The sequence below is a fragment of the Lentzea sp. NPDC006480 genome (assembly GCF_040611995.1).
Classification (GTDB): domain Bacteria; phylum Actinomycetota; class Actinomycetes; order Mycobacteriales; family Pseudonocardiaceae; genus Lentzea.
This window is the reverse complement of record NZ_JBEXPJ010000036.1, coordinates 24,825-44,734: the sequence shown is the minus strand read 5'-3', so window position 1 is coordinate 44,734 and position 19,910 is coordinate 24,825. Positions and strand designations below refer to the sequence as shown.

General features: G+C 69.0%; 18 protein-coding genes. 14 read left to right on the top strand and 4 right to left on the bottom strand.

The window, feature by feature from the left end; genetic code table 11:
• Positions 1-63: 63 nt before the first annotated feature.
• The 4 genes from ABZX92_RS17010 to ABZX92_RS16995 all read left to right on the top strand — a co-directional run bounded on the left by ABZX92_RS17010 (position 64) and on the right by ABZX92_RS16995 (position 2,924).
• Entirely contained in the window at positions 64-789 is a 726-nt protein-coding gene (locus ABZX92_RS17010) for a hypothetical protein (protein WP_355559643.1), read from the top strand.
• Positions 790-839: 50 nt separating this feature from the next.
• Positions 840-1,319 carry a hypothetical protein gene (locus ABZX92_RS17005; protein WP_355559641.1) on the top strand — a complete coding sequence of 160 codons (480 nt, stop codon included), beginning with the start codon at positions 840-842 and terminating at the stop codon, positions 1,317-1,319.
• 67 nt (positions 1,320-1,386) lie between these two features.
• Complete coding sequence (locus ABZX92_RS17000) at positions 1,387-1,893, top strand: hypothetical protein (protein WP_355559638.1); 507 nt, start codon at positions 1,387-1,389, stop codon at positions 1,891-1,893.
• A gap of 218 nt (positions 1,894-2,111) precedes the next feature.
• Positions 2,112-2,924: a hypothetical protein gene (locus ABZX92_RS16995; RefSeq protein ID WP_355559635.1), complete on the top strand. Its 813-nt coding sequence runs from the start codon at positions 2,112-2,114 to the stop codon at positions 2,922-2,924.
• A gap of 67 nt (positions 2,925-2,991) precedes the next feature.
• On the opposite strand, the gene ABZX92_RS16990 is transcribed toward ABZX92_RS16995, so the two are convergent.
• The gene (locus ABZX92_RS16990; protein WP_355559632.1) at positions 2,992-3,969 is read right to left on the bottom strand and encodes an ABC transporter substrate-binding protein; all 978 of its coding nucleotides are present in this window, start codon (positions 3,967-3,969) and stop codon (positions 2,992-2,994) included.
• Between the two features lie 483 nt (positions 3,970-4,452).
• On the opposite strand from ABZX92_RS16990, the gene ABZX92_RS16985 reads away from it, so the two are divergent.
• From ABZX92_RS16985 to ABZX92_RS16970, 4 genes are read left to right on the top strand one after another with little or no spacing between them, the layout of a single operon-like run.
• Positions 4,453-7,797 carry a nitrate- and nitrite sensing domain-containing protein gene (locus ABZX92_RS16985; protein WP_355559629.1) on the top strand — a complete coding sequence of 1,115 codons (3,345 nt, stop codon included), beginning with the start codon at positions 4,453-4,455 and terminating at the stop codon, positions 7,795-7,797.
• Positions 7,794-8,213 carry a roadblock/LC7 domain-containing protein gene (locus ABZX92_RS16980; RefSeq protein ID WP_030470879.1) on the top strand — a complete coding sequence of 140 codons (420 nt, stop codon included), beginning with the start codon at positions 7,794-7,796 and terminating at the stop codon, positions 8,211-8,213. Before ABZX92_RS16985 ends, ABZX92_RS16980 begins: the two co-directional genes overlap by 4 nt.
• A gap of 30 nt (positions 8,214-8,243) precedes the next feature.
• On the top strand, positions 8,244-8,990 hold the full coding sequence (locus ABZX92_RS16975) for a DUF742 domain-containing protein (protein WP_355559626.1): 747 nt from the start codon (positions 8,244-8,246) through the stop codon (positions 8,988-8,990).
• Positions 8,971-9,576, top strand: a complete 606-nt coding sequence (locus ABZX92_RS16970; RefSeq protein WP_093605474.1) for an ATP/GTP-binding protein — start codon at positions 8,971-8,973, stop codon at positions 9,574-9,576. Before ABZX92_RS16975 ends, ABZX92_RS16970 begins: the two co-directional genes overlap by 20 nt.
• Before the next feature lie 143 nt (positions 9,577-9,719).
• On the opposite strand, the gene ABZX92_RS16965 is transcribed toward ABZX92_RS16970, so the two are convergent.
• Positions 9,720-10,373 (bottom strand): hypothetical protein, encoded by a 654-nt coding sequence (locus ABZX92_RS16965; RefSeq protein ID WP_355559624.1) that lies wholly within the window; start codon positions 10,371-10,373, stop codon positions 9,720-9,722.
• A gap of 117 nt (positions 10,374-10,490) precedes the next feature.
• Positions 10,491-12,743 (bottom strand): helicase-associated domain-containing protein, encoded by a 2,253-nt coding sequence (locus ABZX92_RS16960; RefSeq protein ID WP_355559622.1) that lies wholly within the window; start codon positions 12,741-12,743, stop codon positions 10,491-10,493.
• A gap of 85 nt (positions 12,744-12,828) precedes the next feature.
• Between ABZX92_RS16960 and ABZX92_RS16955 the strand changes: the two genes are divergently transcribed.
• The 5 genes from ABZX92_RS16955 to ABZX92_RS16935 all read left to right on the top strand — a co-directional run bounded on the left by ABZX92_RS16955 (position 12,829) and on the right by ABZX92_RS16935 (position 15,997).
• Positions 12,829-13,014, top strand: coding sequence for a hypothetical protein (locus ABZX92_RS16955; RefSeq protein WP_045312904.1), 186 nt, complete (start codon positions 12,829-12,831; stop codon positions 13,012-13,014).
• A gap of 190 nt (positions 13,015-13,204) precedes the next feature.
• Positions 13,205-14,587, top strand: coding sequence for an NAD-dependent malic enzyme (locus ABZX92_RS16950; RefSeq protein WP_355559617.1), 1,383 nt, complete (start codon positions 13,205-13,207; stop codon positions 14,585-14,587).
• Positions 14,588-14,634: 47 nt separating this feature from the next.
• Positions 14,635-15,108 (top strand): cyclic pyranopterin monophosphate synthase MoaC, encoded by a 474-nt coding sequence (gene moaC / locus ABZX92_RS16945; RefSeq protein ID WP_045312878.1) that lies wholly within the window; start codon positions 14,635-14,637, stop codon positions 15,106-15,108.
• A complete protein-coding gene (locus ABZX92_RS16940; RefSeq protein WP_355559614.1) occupies positions 15,105-15,575 on the top strand; it encodes a MogA/MoaB family molybdenum cofactor biosynthesis protein in 471 nt (156 codons plus the stop codon). The genes moaC and ABZX92_RS16940 overlap by 4 nt, the downstream gene beginning before the upstream one ends.
• Complete coding sequence (locus ABZX92_RS16935; RefSeq protein WP_355559612.1) at positions 15,572-15,997, top strand: molybdenum cofactor biosynthesis protein MoaE; 426 nt, start codon at positions 15,572-15,574, stop codon at positions 15,995-15,997. Before ABZX92_RS16940 ends, ABZX92_RS16935 begins: the two co-directional genes overlap by 4 nt.
• Positions 15,998-16,102: 105 nt before the next feature.
• On the opposite strand, the gene ABZX92_RS16930 is transcribed toward ABZX92_RS16935, so the two are convergent.
• Entirely contained in the window at positions 16,103-16,744 is a 642-nt protein-coding gene (locus ABZX92_RS16930) for a transglycosylase family protein (RefSeq protein ID WP_355559609.1), read from the bottom strand.
• Between the two features lie 543 nt (positions 16,745-17,287).
• Between ABZX92_RS16930 and ABZX92_RS16925 the strand changes: the two genes are divergently transcribed.
• Complete coding sequence (locus ABZX92_RS16925) at positions 17,288-19,906, top strand: tetratricopeptide repeat protein (RefSeq protein WP_355559606.1); 2,619 nt, start codon at positions 17,288-17,290, stop codon at positions 19,904-19,906.
• Positions 19,907-19,910: the final 4 nt, after the last annotated feature.

The window sequence follows — 19,910 nt, the reverse complement described above, 5'->3', positions numbered from 1 at the left end:
ACTGGCGACAACAAGTGTGAGGCGACACACGCAGCCAACACCGTGTGTCGTACGTTCTCGCGCATGAGCACCGAGTCGACCGATCCCGTCGAGCCGAAGGCGTCGGCAGCACCGGCTCCCGAGGAGACCGGGACCGCGGACACCGAGGTCGCGGAGACCGCGGCAGAGCCCGCGCCGGACACCGCCGAGGCCGAGGCGGAGGAGACCGAGCCCGAGGAGATCGAGACCGAGGCCGAGGAGCCCCCGGCCGTGGTCTCGTCGGCTTTCGGCGGCCCCGACGAGTCGCCCAAGACGAACAAGTGGCTGAAGCCGGTCATCATCGCCGTGCTGGCGATCGTCCTGGTCGGCGTCGGCGCCTGGGCGGTCACCTCGCTCAGCGGCACCGCGGTCGGCGACTGCGTGAGCGCCTCGCCCAAGGACGCGGACAAGCCGGACGGCGACTGGAACGTCTCGTCCAAGAGCTGTGGCGACGCGGCTGCCACGCACAAGGTCGCCAAGGTGCTGAAGAAGGCCGACGACCCGTGTCCCGACGAGGGCATCTACGAGCCGGTCAAGGACGGTGGCGACTCGTTGTGCCTGATGCCGAACCTGGCCGAGGGCAAGTGCTACACCTCGGGTGACGACGGCGCGTTCAAGGCGGAGGCGTGCACCACCGAGTCCCCGGTGAAGATCGTGAAGAAGGTCGACGGCCTGCCCGAGGAGGGCACGGTCTGCCCGGAGGGTTCGAGCGAGCTGCGGTTCAGCGAGCCGGCCTCCGTGTACTGCATGGGCGTCCACGAAGGCTCCTGATCGGGTGAACTCGGTTGAGTTGACCACCCGCTGAGACCGATACCCAGGCCATGAAGAAGGTCGGCCTGGGTATCGGTGTTGTCGTTGTGCTCGTCCTGCTCGGCGGGTTCGTGCTGAACCAGCTCGGCGGCGCGGCGCAGGCGGCCCAGGTCGGCGACTGCGCGCGCATCTCCGGCACCCAGGACAACCCGAGCTACCAGGCGCTCGACTGCGCCTCTGAGCAGGCGACCGTCAAGATCGCCAAGATCCTGCCGTTCAACGAGCAGAAGTGCCCGTCCGGCGGCATGGACTACTCGACCTACACCGGCGACTCGGTGTTCTGCCTGATGCCGAACTTCGTCGAGGGCGCCTGCTACGGGCAGAACTCCGACAGCGGCATCGCCAAGGTCGACTGCACCACCAAGGACTCGGTGAAGGTCGCCAAGGTGCTCACCGGCAAGACCGACCGCGGCGCCTGCGGAGACGCGCGCGCGGCGGTCTTCCCGGAACCCGCCGTCACCTTCTGCCTCGAGCGCGGCGACAAGCGGTGATCTTCCCGGCGGCCGTTTTCTCCTAACGCCGTCACGCCGCCGGAGTCCACATGGGAACCTCTGCGGCGTGATTAACGAGGAGGCCGCGCCCAGGACGAGCGCGGTGAAGCGGGTGCTGACCTACGGGGTCACGCTGGTCGTCGCCGCGATCGCGATCTACGGCATCTCCGAGTTCCTCACCCCGGTCCAGCCGCCGAAGCAGGGTGACTGCGTCTCCCTCACCGGCGACGTCGGCCGCTACGAGGCCGCCGACTGCTCGGCGAACGCGAACTACGTGGTCGAGGGCACCGTCGCCGCGGCGCAGTCCTGCCCCAACGGCGCGGACATGAGCTGGGTGCCCGTGCGGCGCATCGACCCGAAGGTCCGGTTCTGCCTGGCCCCGCTCTACGACGTGGGCGAGTGCTACCCCGAGGCCAGGTCCGGTTACGACCTCGACGCCGTGGACTGCGGTGACCAGGACGTCTTCAAGGTGACCAAAGGCGGCCGGGACGCGCCGGCACCGTCGTGCGGGCCGGGCGAGGAGACCCGCTCATACCCCGCCGTGAAGCTCACCTACTGCCTCAGTCGCGCCTAGCGACCACCTCGTCACCAAGCGGTCGTAACTTTTCCGTAAAGCCCCGGCGGATTTCTGGCGCGCGTGGCAATCTCAGCCTCCGGCCGTGTCGGGGGGCGTGGGCCGTTCGGCGCACCCAGCTGCGCGAATGGCCCGGCCAGTCAGCTTTCCCGAAACCGGAGCCGGTCCCACGGCTCCGGTTTTGCCGTCTTTCGCACGCCCCATCGGAGAGGAATCCAGTGACCACCCCCAACTACCCTCAGCAGCCTGGGCCTTACGGCCCGCCTCCCGGTGGGCAGCCGCAGCAGCCGTACGGTCAGCAACCGCAGCCTTACGCACAGCCGGGGCAGCCAGGTCAGCCAGGCCCGTACGGCCCGCCTCCCGGTGGCGACCCCTACGGCCCGCCGCCCGGAGGAATGCCGCCCGGTGGGATGCCGCCCGGTGGGATGCCGCCCGGTGGGATGCCGCCCGGCCAGCCCATGCCGTACGCGCAGCCGCCGAAGAAGGGCGGCGCCGGCAAGATCATCGGCTCGATCCTCGGGTTCTTGCTGATCGCGGGCGTCATCGCGGTCGTGAAGTTCGGCATCGGCAGCGGCATCAATGCCATCTCCACGCCGGACGAGAAGCCCGGTGAGTGCGCGAGCGTCACCGGCACCACGATGAGCCCGAAGTACAAGAAGGTCGACTGCGGTGCGACCGACGCGAACTACATCATCGCCAAGGTCACCAAGAGCACCACGGAAGCCTGCCCGAGCGAGGACTACGCGGAGTACACCGAGTCCGGTGGTCGCGGCTCCAACCTGAAGCTCTGCCTGGTCGAGAAGCTCGACGAGGGCAAGTGCTACCGGGAGGAGCTCGTCAAGATCAACATGGACGGCATGAAGCCCATCGCGTGCCCGGCGACCCCCAACGAGTTCGCCGTCACGAAGGTTCTCAAGATCGAGAAGTCGGTGAAGGCCGCGACCGCTGAGTGCGGCGAGGCGACCGCCATCTCCTACGCCGAACCGGCGCCCGGAATCACGTACTGCGTGAGTGTCGCAGAGGGCAAGTGAAAAAAGGCGGGCCGTGAAAAGCGGCCCGCCTTTTTCATGTACTGCGACAACTCATGTACTGCGACAACTAATTCGTCGTACCTGGCGGCAAAAGCTGCTGCACGTCCAGACGACCGGACAACACGTCCTCGGTGTCCATCATGTCGGCGACCCGCTGGAGCCGGATGGGGTTCAGCGACAGCGGGAACGTGCCCACGGACACGAGCGCGGCGGTCGGCTGGTCGACGTCCGCGTAGCTGGTCAGCGAGTCCTGCACGGCCAGCTTGTTGGCCTGTGCGCGCTGCTGGGCCTCACGCAGCACCTCCCGGAACACCTTGAGCGTCTTCGGGTTCGCCTCGGCGAACTTCTTCGTCGCCGCGTAACCGGACATCGGGAAGTCGAGTGTCGGGCCGCGCGCGGTGTCGGTGAGGATCTTCGCACCGATGTTGCGCTGGGCTTTCGTGATGAACGGCTCGATCATGAAGGCCGCGTCGACGGACCCGTCCTTCAGCGCCTTCTCCATGTCGCCGAAGGGCATCGGCCGGAACTTGATCTTCTGCTTCTCGACCGCTGCGGTGTCCAGCACGGCACGCGTGGTCAGCGCGCCGATGTCGGTGTCGCTGTTCACGGCGATGGTCGGCTGAGGCTTCTTGCCGGGGTCGTCGTAGTCCGACGCCGCGGACGTGACCAGCGCCATCGAGTTCGGGCCTGCCTGGTAGGCCTCGCCCTGCAGCTGCAGTTCGGTGCCCTCGGCAACGGACCGGAAGAGGCTGACGTGCGTCGCCCACGTGATGTCGAGCGTGGTGTCCAGCTGCTTGATGGCATCGGCCTCGGTGGGCTGGGTGACCAGGTTTACCTGCAGACCGGCCTTCTCGAACAGCTTCTCGGTCAGTGCGATCCGCAACGGGGCGACGTCGACGACCGGCAGCACGCCGATGCGCAGGATGTTGCGCTCCACGTCCGCGTTGCCGCCGTTCGACGAAGTTCCGAACAGGCTGCAGCTCGCGGTCAGAACACACGTGATGAGCACTGCGGCAAGCCGCAGAGCTTTGGCTCGGGTAGCCATGGCACCTCTCGCCGGTAGGCCTTGAGTAGCATCAAATGATCAGTGAGTGTCGCCACAGACCAGGTAGTCCGCAGTCCCAACTGCGCGTTCGGACGGACATGGGGCGTGCCGACAACCGGGGATGTTAACCACCTGAACGTATGAAACGACACCCCGTCTCGATACGGTGAGTGCTTCTGGAGACTTCCCCCGAGGAGGGGGTGGCCATTACGCTCCCCGCCGGGTGGCACAGGTCGCAGTAGAGGATCGTGTCTTCAGAACGGGGTAGGGCGCCTCACCGGGCGCACGGCCCCTGTGCTGCAATTCGGCCCGTTTGACGAGTCCATGCTCGGTCCTGGGGAGAGACCGGGACACTGCTGCTGGAAGAGGAAGCCCAGAGTGGCCCGACGTGAGAGAGGTCCCAGCCAGTTTGGCGTGGGTGACACCACACGCTCCGAAAGGCCCGAATCGGGTGACGGACTGGCTGCGCTGGGTAACGGAACCGTGACGGCGACACCGGACGTGGTGAAGGCCGACGGAACCGGATCCGGATCAGGACCTGCCGCCCGATCCGCGCCCTGGCGCCTGCGCAACTGGCGGTTGCGCACGAAGCTGCTCGCCGTGCTGCTCATCCCGACGGTCTGTGCGCTTGCCCTGGGTGGCCTGCGTGTGCGCACCGACCTCGAGGACGCCACGGAGTTCAACAACCTCGCGAACCAGATCCGCCTGGAGACAGCCGTCGCGGACCTGGTGCAGCAGCTGCAGCGCGAACGAGACCTGTCGGTCAGCTACGTCGCGTCGAACAAGAAGGTCGACCGCGTCGTCCTCGAGCGCCAGCTGCGCCGCGTCAACGACACCAGCGAGGCGTTCAGCAACAAGATCGCCGAGCTGAGCTCCGACCTGAACCCGGCCGCCGTCGAGCGGTTCCAGGTCGCGTTCAACCAGCTCAACCGCCTCAACAGCCTCCGCAACTCGGTGCGCGACACCCAGTACCCCGCGGAAGCCGTGCAGCGGACCTACTCGGAGTCCATCGAGACGCTCATCAACCTCGGTGAGCAGACGATCTCCGAGATCAACGACCCCGAGCTGGTGCGACTGCACCTGACCACGAACGCCATCGCGCGCATCAAGGAGCAGGAGTCCCTCAAGCGGGCGATTCTCCTCGACGTCTTCCAGCGCAAGGCGTTCACGCCGTCCCAGCTGCGTGCCCTGCAGGCGGCGGACGCCGAGCTCGAAGCGGCCCGCAACGACTTCCGCAAGTCCGCGACGCCCGAACAGGCCAAGATCTACGACGACACCGTCACCGGCCTGATCGTCGACACCGCGAACGACATGCAGGAATCGGCGATCAACCAGCAGTCCGGCACGGGCAAGAAGGACTTCACCCAGCTGACGTCCGAGAAGTGGGACATCGCCGCCACGCTGACGGTCAACCTGACCCGCGACGTGGAGAACCTGCTGGTCGAGCAGCTGCAGAACAAGACGGACATCGCCGCCGGCGACGCCCGCCGCAGTGCTTACATCCAGTCCGGCGTCGTGCTGCTGGTCCTCGCGCTCGCGTTGCTGATGGCGCTGTTCGTCGCCCGCTCGATCCTCAACCCGCTGCGCACGCTGCGCCGCGCCGCACTCGACGTCGCCGACCACGGTCTTCCGGACGCGGTCGAGCGGATCCTCGCGGACCCGAACCCGGAGGACGCGGCCAAGACCGCAGTCGAGCCGGTGCCGGTGCACACGCGTGAAGAGATCGGTCAGGTGGCGCGCGCGTTCGACGCGGTGCACGGTGAAGCGGTGCGACTGGCCGCCCAGCAGGCCCTCCTGCGTGACAACGTCAACGCGATGTTCGTCAACCTGTCCCGCCGTTCGCAGGCGCTGGTCGAACGCCAGCTGAACCTGATCGACCGGCTCGAGCAGGACGAGCAGGACCCGGACCAGCTGGCCTCGCTGTTCGAGCTGGACCACCTCGCCACTCGTATGCGCCGCAACTCGGAGAACCTGCTGGTTCTCTCGGGCACGGACCTCTCGCGGCGGCTGACCCGTCCCGTCCCGGCTGCCGAGGTTCTCGGCGCCGCGGTCTCCGAGGTCGAGCAGTACGCCCGCGTGCAGGTCGGTCAGACCCCGGACCTCACCGTCCAGGGCCGCGCGGTCAACGACCTCGTGCACCTCATCGCCGAGCTGCTGGACAACGCCACGGCGTTCTCCGACCCGGTCACCAAGGTCACCGTTCGCACGGCGAAGACCCGCAAGGGCGAGCTGGCGATCGAGATCCAGGACCGCGGTGTGGGCATGGGCGACCAGGAGATCCTCGACGCCAACGAGCGTCTGGCCGACCCGCCGGACGTCGACGTCGCCGTCTCCCGCCGAATGGGCCTGTACGTGGTCGCGCGGCTCGCCAAGCGCCACGACATCAAGGTCCGCCTGCGGGGCAACGAGGACATCGAAGGCGGTACGACCGCACTCGTGATCGTGCCGGAGACGCTCATCGCGATCCCCGGTCAGGCCATGCCGTCGACCCCGCCCTCGGGTTCGGGTTCGCTGGCCTCGGCGTTCGGCATGCCGACCCCGGCCCCCGGCCTGGCGTCCGCCGAGCTCACCACCGAGATCGGCACCACGGCCACCAGGGCGAGCGGCATCGCGGGCGCGTTCGGCGGTGCCACCGGCACCCAGCCGAGGATCGACGAGTCGAGCCCGAGCAACCCGAGCATCCCGGTCAGCTTCGTCCCGAGCGCACTCACCGACACCGGTGCGGGCGCCACGGGGATCCCCGTCTACAACGAGACGCCGATCGAGGACTCGACGCCGTCCGAGCGGTGGCGGCGAGACCAGCTGGCGGCCGTGGAGCCGGAGGGCTCCTTCGGCGAACCGACCCTCTTCACGGCTTACGAGGACCGTCAGGAAGACGACGGCGGCGAGATCTCCTTCGAGCCGGGCTACGAGACCACGCAGTTCGTGCCGATCCCTCCGCTCGACGCGGAACCGGCCGCGAGCAACGGCGTCTCGCGGGCCCCGGTCGAGACCGAGCTCGCGCACCGCAACGGCACCTCGGAAGCCTCCCGCAAGAAGGTCGAGCACGACCTGGACGCCCCGACCGAACGCCTCCCGATCTACGAGGCCGTTCTGTCGCAGTGGTTCCAGGCCGTCGGCAGCGAGACCTCGGCGTCCTCCGCGGCGCCGGTCCCGCCTGCCGCGGAGAGCTCGCCCGAACCCGCGGAGTCCAACGGACGTGTCGAGTCCAGGCTCGGCAGCAGCGTCGACCGCCTCGGCAACACCGACAAGGGTGGGGTCGAGTACATCGACGAGCCGGTGACGACCCCTCCGCTCTCGGACGGGCCTGAGCCGGAGCTGCCGACCCGCAAACCGAAGCCTGTACCGGCGGTGGCACCCACCACCACGTCGGCTGCCGGTCTGCCCGTGCGCCCGCCGCGCGCGAAGGTGCAGCCTGTGGTCGAAGAACCTGTGACCGCACCCGCCGAGCAGGAGCGAGTTGTGGAACCGGAGCCCGTTGTGGAGGAGACTCCAGCGGCGGCACCCACTTCTGAGTCGGCTTGGCAATCACCTGCCGATGAGGGATGGCACGCGGCTCAGGCGTTGTTGAACAAGGCGCCGGAGACGAAGACAACGGCAGGATTGCCAAAACGGACACCGAAGGCTCAACTAGTGCCAGGTTCGGCGGCACCCAAACCGCAGTCCCTGTCGCAGACGGCCCAGCGCCCGCCGCTGCCTCCGCGCTCTGCGGATGCGGTACGCGGACGGATGTCGAGCCTGCAGAGTGGTGTCAAGCGAGGCCGGCACGCATTGATCGAGGCATACGCTGGTGACCAATCGAGCCGGCAGAACGAGGAGCAGGAGTGACGACCGCAGCGCAGCCAGGCAGCTTTGGTTGGCTTATCACCGACTTCGTGCGGAGGGTGCCCGGCGTGGCACATTCCGTCGTGGTGTCCGCGGACGGGCTGTTGCTCGCGGGGTCCCAGGGTCTGCCCCGGGACCGTGCAGAGCAGCTCTCCGCCGTCGCGTCAGGGCTGGTCAGCCTCACACAGGGTGCTGCCCGCTGCTTCGAGGCAGGCGGGGTCAACCAGACCGTGGTCGAGATGGAGCGGGGCTACCTGTTCCTCATGTCGATCAGTGACGGCTCGTGCCTTGCCGTCCTCGCTGCACCAAACTGTGACATCGGTCTGGTGGCCTACGAGATGACGCTTTTGGTGGAGAGAGTCGGTCAACAACTCACCCCTGAGCTGCGCGCGCAGCTTCAGGGCGTGGTCCGTCGCTAGACCTCACTTGAAGTTCAGGGGTGAGAACAAATGGCTGGGAGATCTGGCGCTAGAGGCCGTGGCTTCGGTAGGAACTTCAACTACCAGGAGTGGGCTTCTGGTGGGTTCCAGTTCGACGAGCCTGACGCGATACCCCAAGAACCAGAGGAAGCCGAGGACGCACCCCACGATGAGCGGGTTACAGGGCAAGGGCTAGGCGATATGTCTCAGCGTGAGGTGGATGACTCGTCGTCGTATCCGTACGACGACGTGCCGAACCGGTTCGACATAGACGGGTACGGCACCGGGTTGTTCGGTGGCCCCGGTGCGGACCTCTTCGGCCAGCACGAGATGCCGGACGCCGTGCCGGAACAGCTGCCGTACACCACCGGGCCGCAGCCGGTGTACAGCACCGGTGCGCAGTCCGCTGTGCGTCCGGAGGAAACTTCTTCTGCGGACTCGGGTTCACTGGTGCGGCCGTACACACGCACCGGTGGACGCACACGACCCGACTACGACCTCGCCATCGAGGCTTTGATCTCGACCAGCGAGCGTGGCCTTGAACGGGATGCCGCAGTTCTTCCCGAGCACAGGTCGATCTGCGGGCTGTGTGTGGACACGCGGTCGGTGGCCGAGGTCGCGGCACTCCTACGCTTGCCACTTGGCGTCGTGCGGGTGTTGATCGGCGACATGGCAAGCATGGGATTGGTTTTGATTCACCAGGGCGGTCTGGTCGTGGGGGACCGGCCTTCCATGGAATTCCTGGAGAGGGTGCTCAGTGGGCTTCGCAAGCTCTAGTCCCCAGGGCGCCGAGGGCGCACGGAAGCCGACGACGTCTGCCAAGATCGTGGTGGCGGGTGGCTTCGGTGTGGGCAAGACGACGTTCGTCGGCTCGGTGTCCGAGATCGTCCCGTTGACCACCGAGGCGGTGATGACCGAGGCCAGCGCGGGGGTGGACGACCTCTCCGCCACGCCGAACAAGGTCACCACGACGGTCGCGATGGACTTCGGCCGCGTGTCGCTCGACAGCGACCTGATCCTGTACCTCTTCGGTACACCGGGTCAGCACCGGTTCTGGTTCATGTGGGACGACCTGGTGCGGGGTGCCATCGGCGCCATCGTGCTGGTCGACACCCGGCGTCTCGCCGACGCGTTCGCGTCGATCGACTTCTTCGACGACCGGCAGCTGCCGTACGTCGTGGGTGTCAACTGCTTCGACGGCCTCCTCCACCACAGACTGGAGGACGTCCGCGAGGCGTTGACGATCGACGAGTCCGTGCCGATCGTGACGTGCGACGCCCGGAACCGGCAGTCGACGAAGCAGACGCTCATCACGCTGGTGGAGCACGCGATGCGCCAGTGGATGTCCGTCCGCGCCGGCTGACCTCCCGCGCCGGGGACAACTGCAGAACGTGTGACGAGGCGAGCGCCACCTTCGGGTGCGGCGCTCGCCTCGTCGTTGCACATCTGGTTCAGCTCTGGGTCACGTCGTCCTGATGGCCTCCTCCTGGTCGGTGTGCGGGTTCGTCAGATGTGCAGCTGGACCAGGTTCGGCAGCAGGCAGACGCTGAGGATTCCCAGCGCGGTGATGTTGGGGCAGCCCGATGGCTCGACTTCTCCTGGGCAGTCCTCTTCCTCGTCGTCGCCCTTGGGCTCGTCGGTCAGCGCCGCGGTGTCGTCGGCGACGGTCGCCGGCACGGCCTGCTGAGCGGGTGCGGCGTCGGTGATCGTGACCGCGGACTCGAGCACGGGTGCGGCTTCGACCACAGGCGGCGGTGCCACCTCGGGTTCGGCCGGCGGTGGGGCGACCGCGACGTGCGCCGCGGGCAGGTCGACTGCGGCTGCGGCGGCCGCCTCGACACCGATGTGCGTGAACGGCACGCCGACCGACGCACCGGCCCAGATCTCCGCGTGGCCGATGTCCATCGCCAGCTGGATGCCCTCGTTCTCGTCGAGGTCGAGGGTGATGCCGCTGCCGGTGTTGAGGCTCGCGCCCGCGCCCAGACTGACCGGGATCGAGTCCACGTTGTTGTTGTAAGCACCAACGGTCACGTTGACGTTGTTGTCCGCGAGGATCTCGATGATCGGGTCGGCCTGGGCTGTTCCGGTTGTGAACGGCAAGGCGAACGCCAATGCCGTTGCGGTGAGGACGGCTCTACGCGCCCACCGGTTGATGGCCATTTGCGCTGCTCCTCCTTCGTCGAGTGGGCGTCGTGAAACGCTCACGCCACTCGACGCTAGGTCGCGACGCACACACGCAAGGGTGGACGTGCGTTCCTACCGGGGGATGACCGTCCGTCAGTCCTCGTCCACCAATGCGGCGGACGTGACGCGATGAAGAGGGAACCTGAGCACCTCTCCGTAGCTGTGGTCGTAGCCTTCCAACACGCCCCCGCCGACCACGTGCGGCTCGATCACGCGCTGCGCGGCCGTGCCGTGGGAGTCGACGAACCCGACGAGCACTCTGCGTCGCGCCCGTGCGGCCTGCTGGAGCAACGACAGGGTGGCGGACGGCCCGGCGCCGAGGTGTCCGGGGACGGCCACGCGTTCACCCCGTGGTGTCGCGGCGGCGCGATCTCCGGCTCGGACCAGCCGGACGAGTTCACCCAACCGCTCGTCGGCGGGCACAGGGGGTGACGCGACTTTCCGTGCCGTCCGCTGCCTCGGCGTGGTCCGGCGCCCGCCCGGTCGCAGGTCGAGCACCTGGCCGTCGGGGCCTTCCGCCGCCGGGGCGAACCCGGCCGAGCGCAGCCCCTCCAGCACGTCTGCCAGTGGCAACGGGCTGACCAGCACGGTCGGCGCGATCCGGCGCAGCTCCAGCCGGGTGGCCTCGGGGTGCGCGAGGACCTCGCTGATCAGCACCGGGTCGTCGCACCGCAGGAACGAGCCGGCCGCGCCGCCGCGCAGCCTGCCGTGCCTGCGCGCGGCGTCGTCGATCAGGTAGCTCAGCGACTGCGGAACGGGCGTGCGCGAGCGGATCTTGAAGAGTTCCTGCAGCTCATCGGCGGTGCGACCGGAGTCGAGCGCACGGCGGACGGTGGCCTCGTTGATCCGGTAGACGGTCGCGCTGCCCGCCGACTCGACGTTCGCGACGAGCGCCATCTCGTCCGCGAGCTCGGGTTCGAGCCGGCCGGGCGCGACGACGGTGAGGTCGGCCTGCACCAGCACGTGGTCGAGAGGAGCGGGCAACGCGTCGCCGAGGGTCTTGGCGGCGTGGCCGGGGCCCTCGTCGAGCAGCACGCGGCCCGCACTGGTGATCCCGCCGAGGGCCAGCACGCCGACCGCGGTGCCCTCCTCGATCGTCCAGCGCACGAGCTCGTCGCGCTGCCGGCCGCCCTTGCGCGGCGCACGCCAGCCGAGCAGTGCGGCCAGGTCCGCCGGGTTCGCGATCGCCGTGCCCTTGGGGAACGCGGCCAGCGCCTCCAGGACCCAGCGGCGGTCGCGGGGCGCCTGGGCGCGCCGGATCTCGTCCGTGAGCGGGGTGAAGAGCTTGTCCTTCTCGTCGCGGCGGCCGATCAGCGCGGGCAGCCGCGGCAGCTCCAGCCAGGCGTGCGCGATCGTGGCCCAGCGGACCTCGGTGGTCGCGGCGAGCCACACGTCGGCCTTGGTCGTCGGCACCCACTCGGGCTCGGCGGCCTCGGTGTTGGCGGCCAGGTCGGCGCCGACCACGAGCTCGATCAGCAGCGCGGCGCGGCGTTCGTCGACGTCGAGGTCCTTGGCGGCCTTGCGCAGCTCGCGCACACCCAGCCCGCCGGTCCGCAGCACCCCCGGCGGTTCGGCGGACCAGCTCGCGATCAGGTTCTCGACGTGCCGGACGAGCTCCAGCGCCTCACCGCCGCCGGTGGCGTCGATGCTGACCGGCTGGAGGCTCGTGGTCTTCGGCTTCGGCTCGGCGACCTGGATCGGGCCGAGCGGGCGCTCACCGCGGAACTGGAGTGCGATCTCTCGTGGCAGCTCAACGGTGCCGGGGTCGCGTCGCAGCAGCAGACCGCGCGCGAGGAGCCGTTGCACCGGAGTCTCGGCCTTTTCCAGCGGCACGACGCGGGAAGCGTCCTTGGTGTCGCCGATGGGCGGCCCTGCGGCGAGCTTCTGCAGGACCCGTTGCTCGCCCTCGGTGATGCCCAGCAGGTCGTACGTCTGCCCGGTCGCCCGGCCCAGCCCGCCGGGGTACGTGCCGAACGCCTCCCGGGTGACCGGAGGGACCGACATCGCGTCGTCATCGCCCCACACGAGCGCGAGAGCGCGCAGTTTCGCGACGGCCAGCTTGAGCGGCTTGGGCTTCACGTCCGGCCCGAGCACCTGCGCGAGTGTGGCCAACGCCACGGGCTCGGTGTCCGCGCCCTGCACGACCAGGCCTTCGAGCACGGCCAGCGTGAAGGTGTCGAGGTCCTCGCAGGCGCGCGCGATCGACGCCCTGGTGCCGACCCGTGTCGCGAGCACGGACATATCGGCAGGTGGGGGCGTTGCCAGGTCAGGACGCGCGCGCAGGAGTGCCACGAGTGCGGCGTCGTCCTGGGCGCGCAGCCAGTCGGCGAGAGTGATGCCGGACATTCTCACCACGGTATATGGGCCGGTCGAGAACTCGTCGTGCTCTGTCACACTTGTCGCGTCATTGGGCACCACCGAGGAGGAGAACGTGGCGAAAGGACGCCCTGGACGGGTCGACCCGCACTGGCCGGAAGGCCCCGACGGCGGTCACCCGGTCACCGAGCTCACGAGCGACTCGCAGGGTGCGCTCTCCCCGTTCGGCTCGGTGACGTTCCCGCTGTCGGCAGAAGACCTCGGCTACACCCACCCGGTAACCGAGATCAACAAGTCCTGACTTTCAGTACGCGGGGAGCTTTCGTACTGCAGGACCGTACGCGGGGCCCCCGCGTGTGGTCCTGCCAAACGAAAGCTCCCCGCGTGCGTTTGTCAGGCGAGGCTTAAGAGTGTCGAGTCGCGTTAGTACCGGAAAGAGGCCGGGGATAGGCTCGTTTCCCGCGTGAGCAGCAAGTAGTGGGAGGAAGACGATGCCGGTCCCCGGCCCTGGTTACTCGATCACCGTTCGCCTGGAGGCGCCGCCGTCAGCGAGCGCCGCGGGTGACCTCACGACGGCCGTCGGCCGCGCCGGCGGGGTGATCACGGCGTTCGACGTCGTGGAGTCGCACAACGACCGCGTCGTCATCGACCTCACTTGCAACGCCCTCTCCGCGAACCACGCGAAGGACATCACCGACACGCTGGAGACGCTGCCCGGCATCGTCGTCCGCAAGGTGTCGGACCGCACGTTCCTGGTGCACCTCGGCGGCAAGATCGAGATCGCGTCCAAGGTCCCGCTCCGCAACCGTGACGACCTCTCCCGCGCGTACACGCCGGGTGTTGCCCGTGTGTGTGAGGCCATCGCCAAGAACCCGGACGACGCGCGCCGCCTGACCATCAAGCGCAACACCGTCGCCGTCGTCACCGACGGTTCGGCCGTGCTGGGCCTCGGCAACCTCGGTCCCGCCGCCGCACTGCCCGTGATGGAGGGCAAGGCCGCGCTGTTCAAGAAGTTCGCCGGCGTCGACGCCTGGCCGGTCTGCCTGGACACGCAGGACACCGAGGAGATCATCCGCGCGGTCGAGCTCATCGCTCCCGTGTACGGCGGCATCAACCTCGAGGACATCTCCGCGCCGCGCTGCTTCGAGATCGAGGCCCGCCTGCGCGAGAAGCTCGACATCCCGGTGTTCCACGACGACCAGCACGGCACCGCCATCGTCGTGGTGGCCGCGCTGCGCAACGCGCTGCGGGTCGTGAACAAGGACATCAAGGACTGCCGCATCACGGTCTGCGGTGTCGGCGCGGCCGGTTCCGCGATCATCCGGCTGCTGCAGGCCCAGACGCCGGGCGACATCATCGCCGTGGACGTCGACGGCATCGTGCACCGCGACCGCCCCGGCCTGGACTCGAACCTGAAGTCCATCGCCGCGTCCACGAACAAGGACAACCAGTCCGGCCGCCTGCACGACGCCCTGGTCGGCTCGGACGTCTTCATCGGCGTCTCCGCTCCCAATCTCTTCGGTGCGGAGCAGGTCGCGACCATGGCCAAGGACGCCATCGTCTTCGCCCTGGCCAACCCGGACCCGGAGATCGACCCGATGGAGGCCCAGCAGCACGCCGCCGTCGTCGCGACCGGCCGCTCGGACTTCCCGAACCAGATCAACAACGTGCTGGCGTTCCCCGGCGTGTTCCGCGGCCTCCTGGACGCGCACGCTCGCACCATCACCGACGCGATGCTGCTGGCCGCCGCGCAGGCCATCGCGGACGTGGTGGACGGCAGCCGCCTCAACGCGTCGTTCATCGTGCCGTCGGTCTTCGACAACACGGTTGCTCCGGCCGTGGCCGAGGCAGTCCGGAAAGCGGCCACTTCGTAGGTAGTTCGGCACGGGCCGTCGCCTTGGACCAGGCATACGATCTCGGTATGACCAAGCAGTTCACCCACCTGGACTCACAAGGCGCGGCCCGCATGGTCGACGTCTCGGGCAAGGAGCAGACGACCCGGACGGCCGTGGCCACCGGTGTCCTGCACACGACGGCCGAGGTGGTCGAACTGCTCGGCGCCGACGGCCTGCCCAAGGGTGACGCCATGGCCACCGCCCGGATCGCGGGCATCATGGCCGCCAAGCGCACCTGGGAGCTCGTCCCCCTCTGCCACCCGATCTCGTTGTCGTCGGTGGTCGTGGACCTGGCACTGGCCGACTCGGCCGTCCTGATCACCGCCACGGTCCGCACCACCGACCGCACGGGCGTCGAGATGGAAGCCCTCACCGCCGTCTCGGTGGCGGGCCTGACCCTGCACGACATGGTCAAGTCCGTCGACCCGGCCGCCACCCTGGACGCCGTGCGCGTCGAACGCAAGGAAGGCGGCAAGTCGGGCCTGTGGGAGCGTCCGTGAAGGCAGTGGTCATCACCGCCTCCAACCGCGCCGCCGCCGGCGTCTACGCCGACCGCAGCGGCCCCATCATCACCACCTGGCTGGCCGACCGGGGCTTCTCGGTCTCCTCACCGGTCGTCGTGCCGGACGGCGAACCCGTCCGCGAGGCTTTGAGCACGGCCGTCTCGCAGGGCGCGGACCTCGTGCTGACGACCGGCGGCACCGGCATCAACCCGACCGACCGCACCCCGGAAGCCACCCGCGCGGTCCTGGACTACGAGATTCCGGGCCTGGCCGACGTCATCCGGATGTCCGGCTGGCCCCGCGTACCGGGTTCGGTTCTGTCTCGCGGCGTGGCCGGTGTCGCGGGCCGGACCCTGATCGTCAACCTGCCGGGTTCGACCGGCGGAGTCCGGGACGGCCTGGACGTTCTGGCCACCGTCGTAGAGCATGCGTTGGACCAATTGCGCGGAGGTGACCACAAATGAGCGTCGTGCTGAGAGCAGCAGTGACCGAAGAGCCCCTCTCGGTGGCTGAACACGAGGCCCTGGTCACCTCGGACCGGGCAGGCGCGATCGTCACCTTCTCGGGCGTGGTCCGCGACCACGACGGCGGCCGCAGCGTCCTGGAACTCGAATACCACTCCCACCCCTCCGCGGCCGACGTCGTGGCCGAGGTGGTCGAGTCGCTCGCCGAGAAGTACTCGGGCGTGCACGGCATCGCCGTCTCGCACCGGGTGGGCCCGCTGAAGATCGGCGACGTGGCCCTGGCCTGTGCCGTGGCGGCAGAACACCGCCAGGAAGCGTTCTCGTTGTGCGCGGACCTCGTCGACGAGGTCAAGGCCCGGCTTCCGGTCTGGAAGCGCCAGGTCTTCGCCGACGGCAAGGACGAATGGGTCAACTGCCCCTGAAAACGCAGGCAGGGACCTCACCGTCGGGGGGTAACGGTGAGATCCCTGGTCCTGCGTCAGCCCGGACACACCCGGGGCTGACCGAAATTCAGGCGGAAACCCAGATCAGAGCTGGATCTTGGCGCCCGGGAAGATCAGGTCCGGGTTCGTGAGGAAGTCCTTGTTCTTCTCCACGATGGCCTGCCAGCCGCCGGCGACCTTGTTCTCGTCGGCGATCTTGGACAGCGTGTCGCCGGCCTTGATCTCGTAGTTGCCGTTCGGGTTCGACTTCGAACCCGGGAGCGCGACAACCGGCGCCTGCTGCACCGGCGCGGCGGCCGTGCGCTGCTGCGGCGCAGCCTTGCGCTGCGGCTGAGCCTGCTGCGGGGCCGGCGCGGTCTTGCCCGCGTAGGCGCCGACGCGCTGGCTGCAGACTGGCCACGCCTTGGCGCCCTGCGTGCGGAGCACGTTCTCAGCGACGCGGATCTGCTCCGCGCGGGAAGCGTTGGCCGGGTTGCCGGAACCACCGTTGGCGTTCCAGGTGCCCTGCGTGAACTGCAGGCCGCCGTAGTAGCCGTTACCGGTGTTGGCACCCCAGTTGCCACTGGCCTCGCACTGCGCGAGTGCGTCCCAGTCCATTCCCTGAGCGTTGGCGGTGCCAACGGCCAGGCCCAGAGGGGCTGCGGCGATGATGCCGGCAGCCGCGACCTTGGCGATAGTGCGAGCGGCGGAACCCTGCTTGCCCTGCTTGCCTCGGTTGAAAGCCATGTGCCTCTCGGTCCACCACACCTGCGGTCAGGAACTCGGGTTCGGGGCCCGGTACGTCCCTGCGTCCCAGTCCGGCGGTATCTCTCGCTCGGGGTTTGTTCCGGAGAACCCTCGGACTGGGTTCGGTGTTGGTCCTCCGGTCGTGCTCGTGGCCGGTTCGGGGCCAGCCGAGGAGCGACGGTACGTAACCGGCGAGGCGCTCACCAAACGTATCAAGCTGTGATGCGCATCACAGTAACGTTTTGGAGCGTTGTGTGGAGCCTACAAAACTGCAGCTCAGGACCGTCGTTATCGGTCCGTATCCGTTCTGAGATCGGCCGAGATCTATTACGGAAAGTGAGGCGTGGCTCACGGCCTTTGGGCCATCGGAGACGCTCTCCTCACGGTCGAGGGACGGGTTTCGAGCGGAACTGGCCGCGCTCTCGGCGTCGAACGCCCTGGTGCTCGATCTCCGGGCGCCCGGCATCGGCAACTATCTGGACGAGGCGATGGCGCGCACGCCTGCGGAGCTGGAGCACCTCGACGCCGACGCGCTCGAAAGCCGTGCGTTCCTGCGGATCGAACACAGGGCGCCTCGCGGAGGCCGCCGACGAGCACGAGCGGTCGTTGGCGGTCTCGCAGCAGGAGGGGTTCGCCAGGGGTGAGGTCCAGTCGCTCGTCGGGCTGGCCGCCCTCCGGTACGCCACCGAGGCCGACCAACGCGCCGAACGCGCGCAGCTTCGGGTTCGGCACGATGAACGCATGAGGATCGAGGCGTTGCGCGCGGCGCTGGCGGCCAGGCCGGGTCAGCCGGTGCCGTTCGACGAGCTGGTCGACGCCGTCTGGGGTGACGATCAGCCGTCGAACCCCAGGGGCGCGCTGCGCAACCTCGTGCAGCGGCTGCGCGCGACCGACCAGGTGGTCACCGAGCCGTCCGGCTACCGGCTCGTGCTGCGCAAGCCCGGCCCCCGCCAGCTGCCGGCCGACCTCCCGGACTTCGTCGGCCGCGCCGACGAGATCGCGAAGGCCCTCGGCTCGGTGGCACCGGTGCTGGCGATCACCGGGCCGCCCGGTGTCGGCAAGACCTCGCTGGCCGTCCACATCGCACATCAGCTGCACGACCGGTTCGCCGACGGCCAGCTGTACGTGAACCTCCGCGCCTTCTCGCCGGGAGCGCCGGTCACGCCGGAACAGGCGGTGTCGCGGTTCCTGCGTGCGCTCGGTGCCGAGGAGGTGCCGGTCGACCTGGCCGCGCAAACCGAGCTGTACCGGCAGATGACCGCGGATCGCGCGGTGCTGGTCGTGATCGACAACGCCACCCGTGAGCTGCTCGGCCCGTTGCTGCCGGCGGGTGAGCGCACGAAGGTGATCGTCACCAGCCGCACCGACCTGCCGGAGTTCGAACAGCTCCGGCTCGGTGTGTTCGGGCACGGTGAGGCGCAGGACCTGTTGTCGCACCTGCACATCGGTGGCAGCCGGGCCGAACGGGCCGAGCTGGCGCGGCTCTGCGGGCACCTGCCGCTGGCGTTGCGGATCGCTGCCGCGAACGTCGCGGACGGCCACCTGCCGGACTACCTGACCGAACTGCGCGGCGACGACCGGCTGGGCGCGCTGGAGATCGAAGGCGACGCGGCGGTGTGGGCGACCTTCGAGCTCTCGTACCGCGCGCAAACCCCTGCGGCGCAACGGTTGTTCCGGCTGCTCGGGCACGTGCCGGGACCGGACTTCGGGGTCGGCGGCGCGACGGCGTTGCTCGGCGAGGACGCGACGAGTCCGCTCGGCCAGCTCGTCGACGCGAACCTCGTGCACCGCGCGCAGGACCGGTACTCCTTGCACGACCTGCTCCGCATCTACGCGATGAGGCTCGCCCCACCTGAGCTCGGCCGCCTGCACGACTACTACCTCGTCAACGCGGACGCGGCGGGCCGCGCGCTGCACCCGGAGTTCAGCAGGTTGCCGTTGCCGCAGATCGCGGACGGGGTGCCGCGGCACGACATGAAGGACACGCCAGAAGCGCTCGCCTGGCTCGACGCGGAACGGGCCGACGTCGTGGCGGCGATCTTCGCGGCGCCGGACCAGCCGGTGACGTGGCTGCTCGCCGACGCCATGCGGGCCTACTTCTACTTCCACAGCCATCTCGTCGACTGGGTCGCCACGGCGAGGACGGGACTGAGCGCGGCCCGGCTGCACCAGGACCGCACCGCCGAGGCCACCATGCGCGGCTCACTCGGCCTCGCGCACTGGCGCGGTGGTCAGTTCGCCGAGGCGCTGACCGAGTTCGAGTCGGCGGTGGGGGTGGCGAGGGAAATCGGCGACGAGCAGGCGCTCGGTTCGTCGCTGATCAACCTCGGCATCGTGAACTGGGAGTACGGCCGTCTCGCCGCGGCGGCCGACGCGCTGCGCGAGGCGGTGCGGATCATCGGGGAGAACCCGCCCGCCCTGTACAACCTCAGTGGCATCCACATGGATCTCGGGCCCCTCGACCTCGCCCTGTCCTACGCGCGGGACGTCGCACGGATGTCCGCGGAACAGGGCATCCCCACTGGTCGGGCGTTCGCGGGGACGCATCTCGCCGACGGCTACCTGCTCGTCGGCGACTTCGAGCGCGCCACCGAGGAGCTCGACGCGGTCGCGTCGCTGATCGACGAGCCGTCGCTGGGAGCCGCGTTCGTCGCGCGCACGCTCGACACCCGCGCCCTGGTGGACGTGGCCCGCGGCCGGTTCGCCGACGCCGAGACCGGTGCACGTCGCGCACTGGAGATGGCGGTCGAGTGCGACGACCCGAAGTCCGAGGCGGACATCTGCAACACCCTCGGCCTGGTCTCGTACGGGCAGGGTCGGTTCGAGGACGCGCTGCTGCACCACCAGCAAGGCCTCGAACTGTCCCGCAAGGTCGGCTTCCTGCGCGGCGAGGTCGACGCGCTGACCGGTCTGGCCGCGGCTCAGCGCGCGCTCGGGCACCTCAGCGCGGCCTTCGAGCACGCGGTCGAGGCTGCCGCCGCGGCCGAACGCGGGCAGTTGAACGTGCGACTCGTGCCCGCGCTGGCCGCACTGGCCGAGGTCCACCGGGAGATGGGCGACGAGGAGGAAGCCGAACGGTGCCGCTTGCGCGCGCTGGAGCTCGCCCGCGAGACCGGACGCCGAGCGTGGGCGGAGAAGCTGGAGGTTGCGCGAGGCCGATAGATGA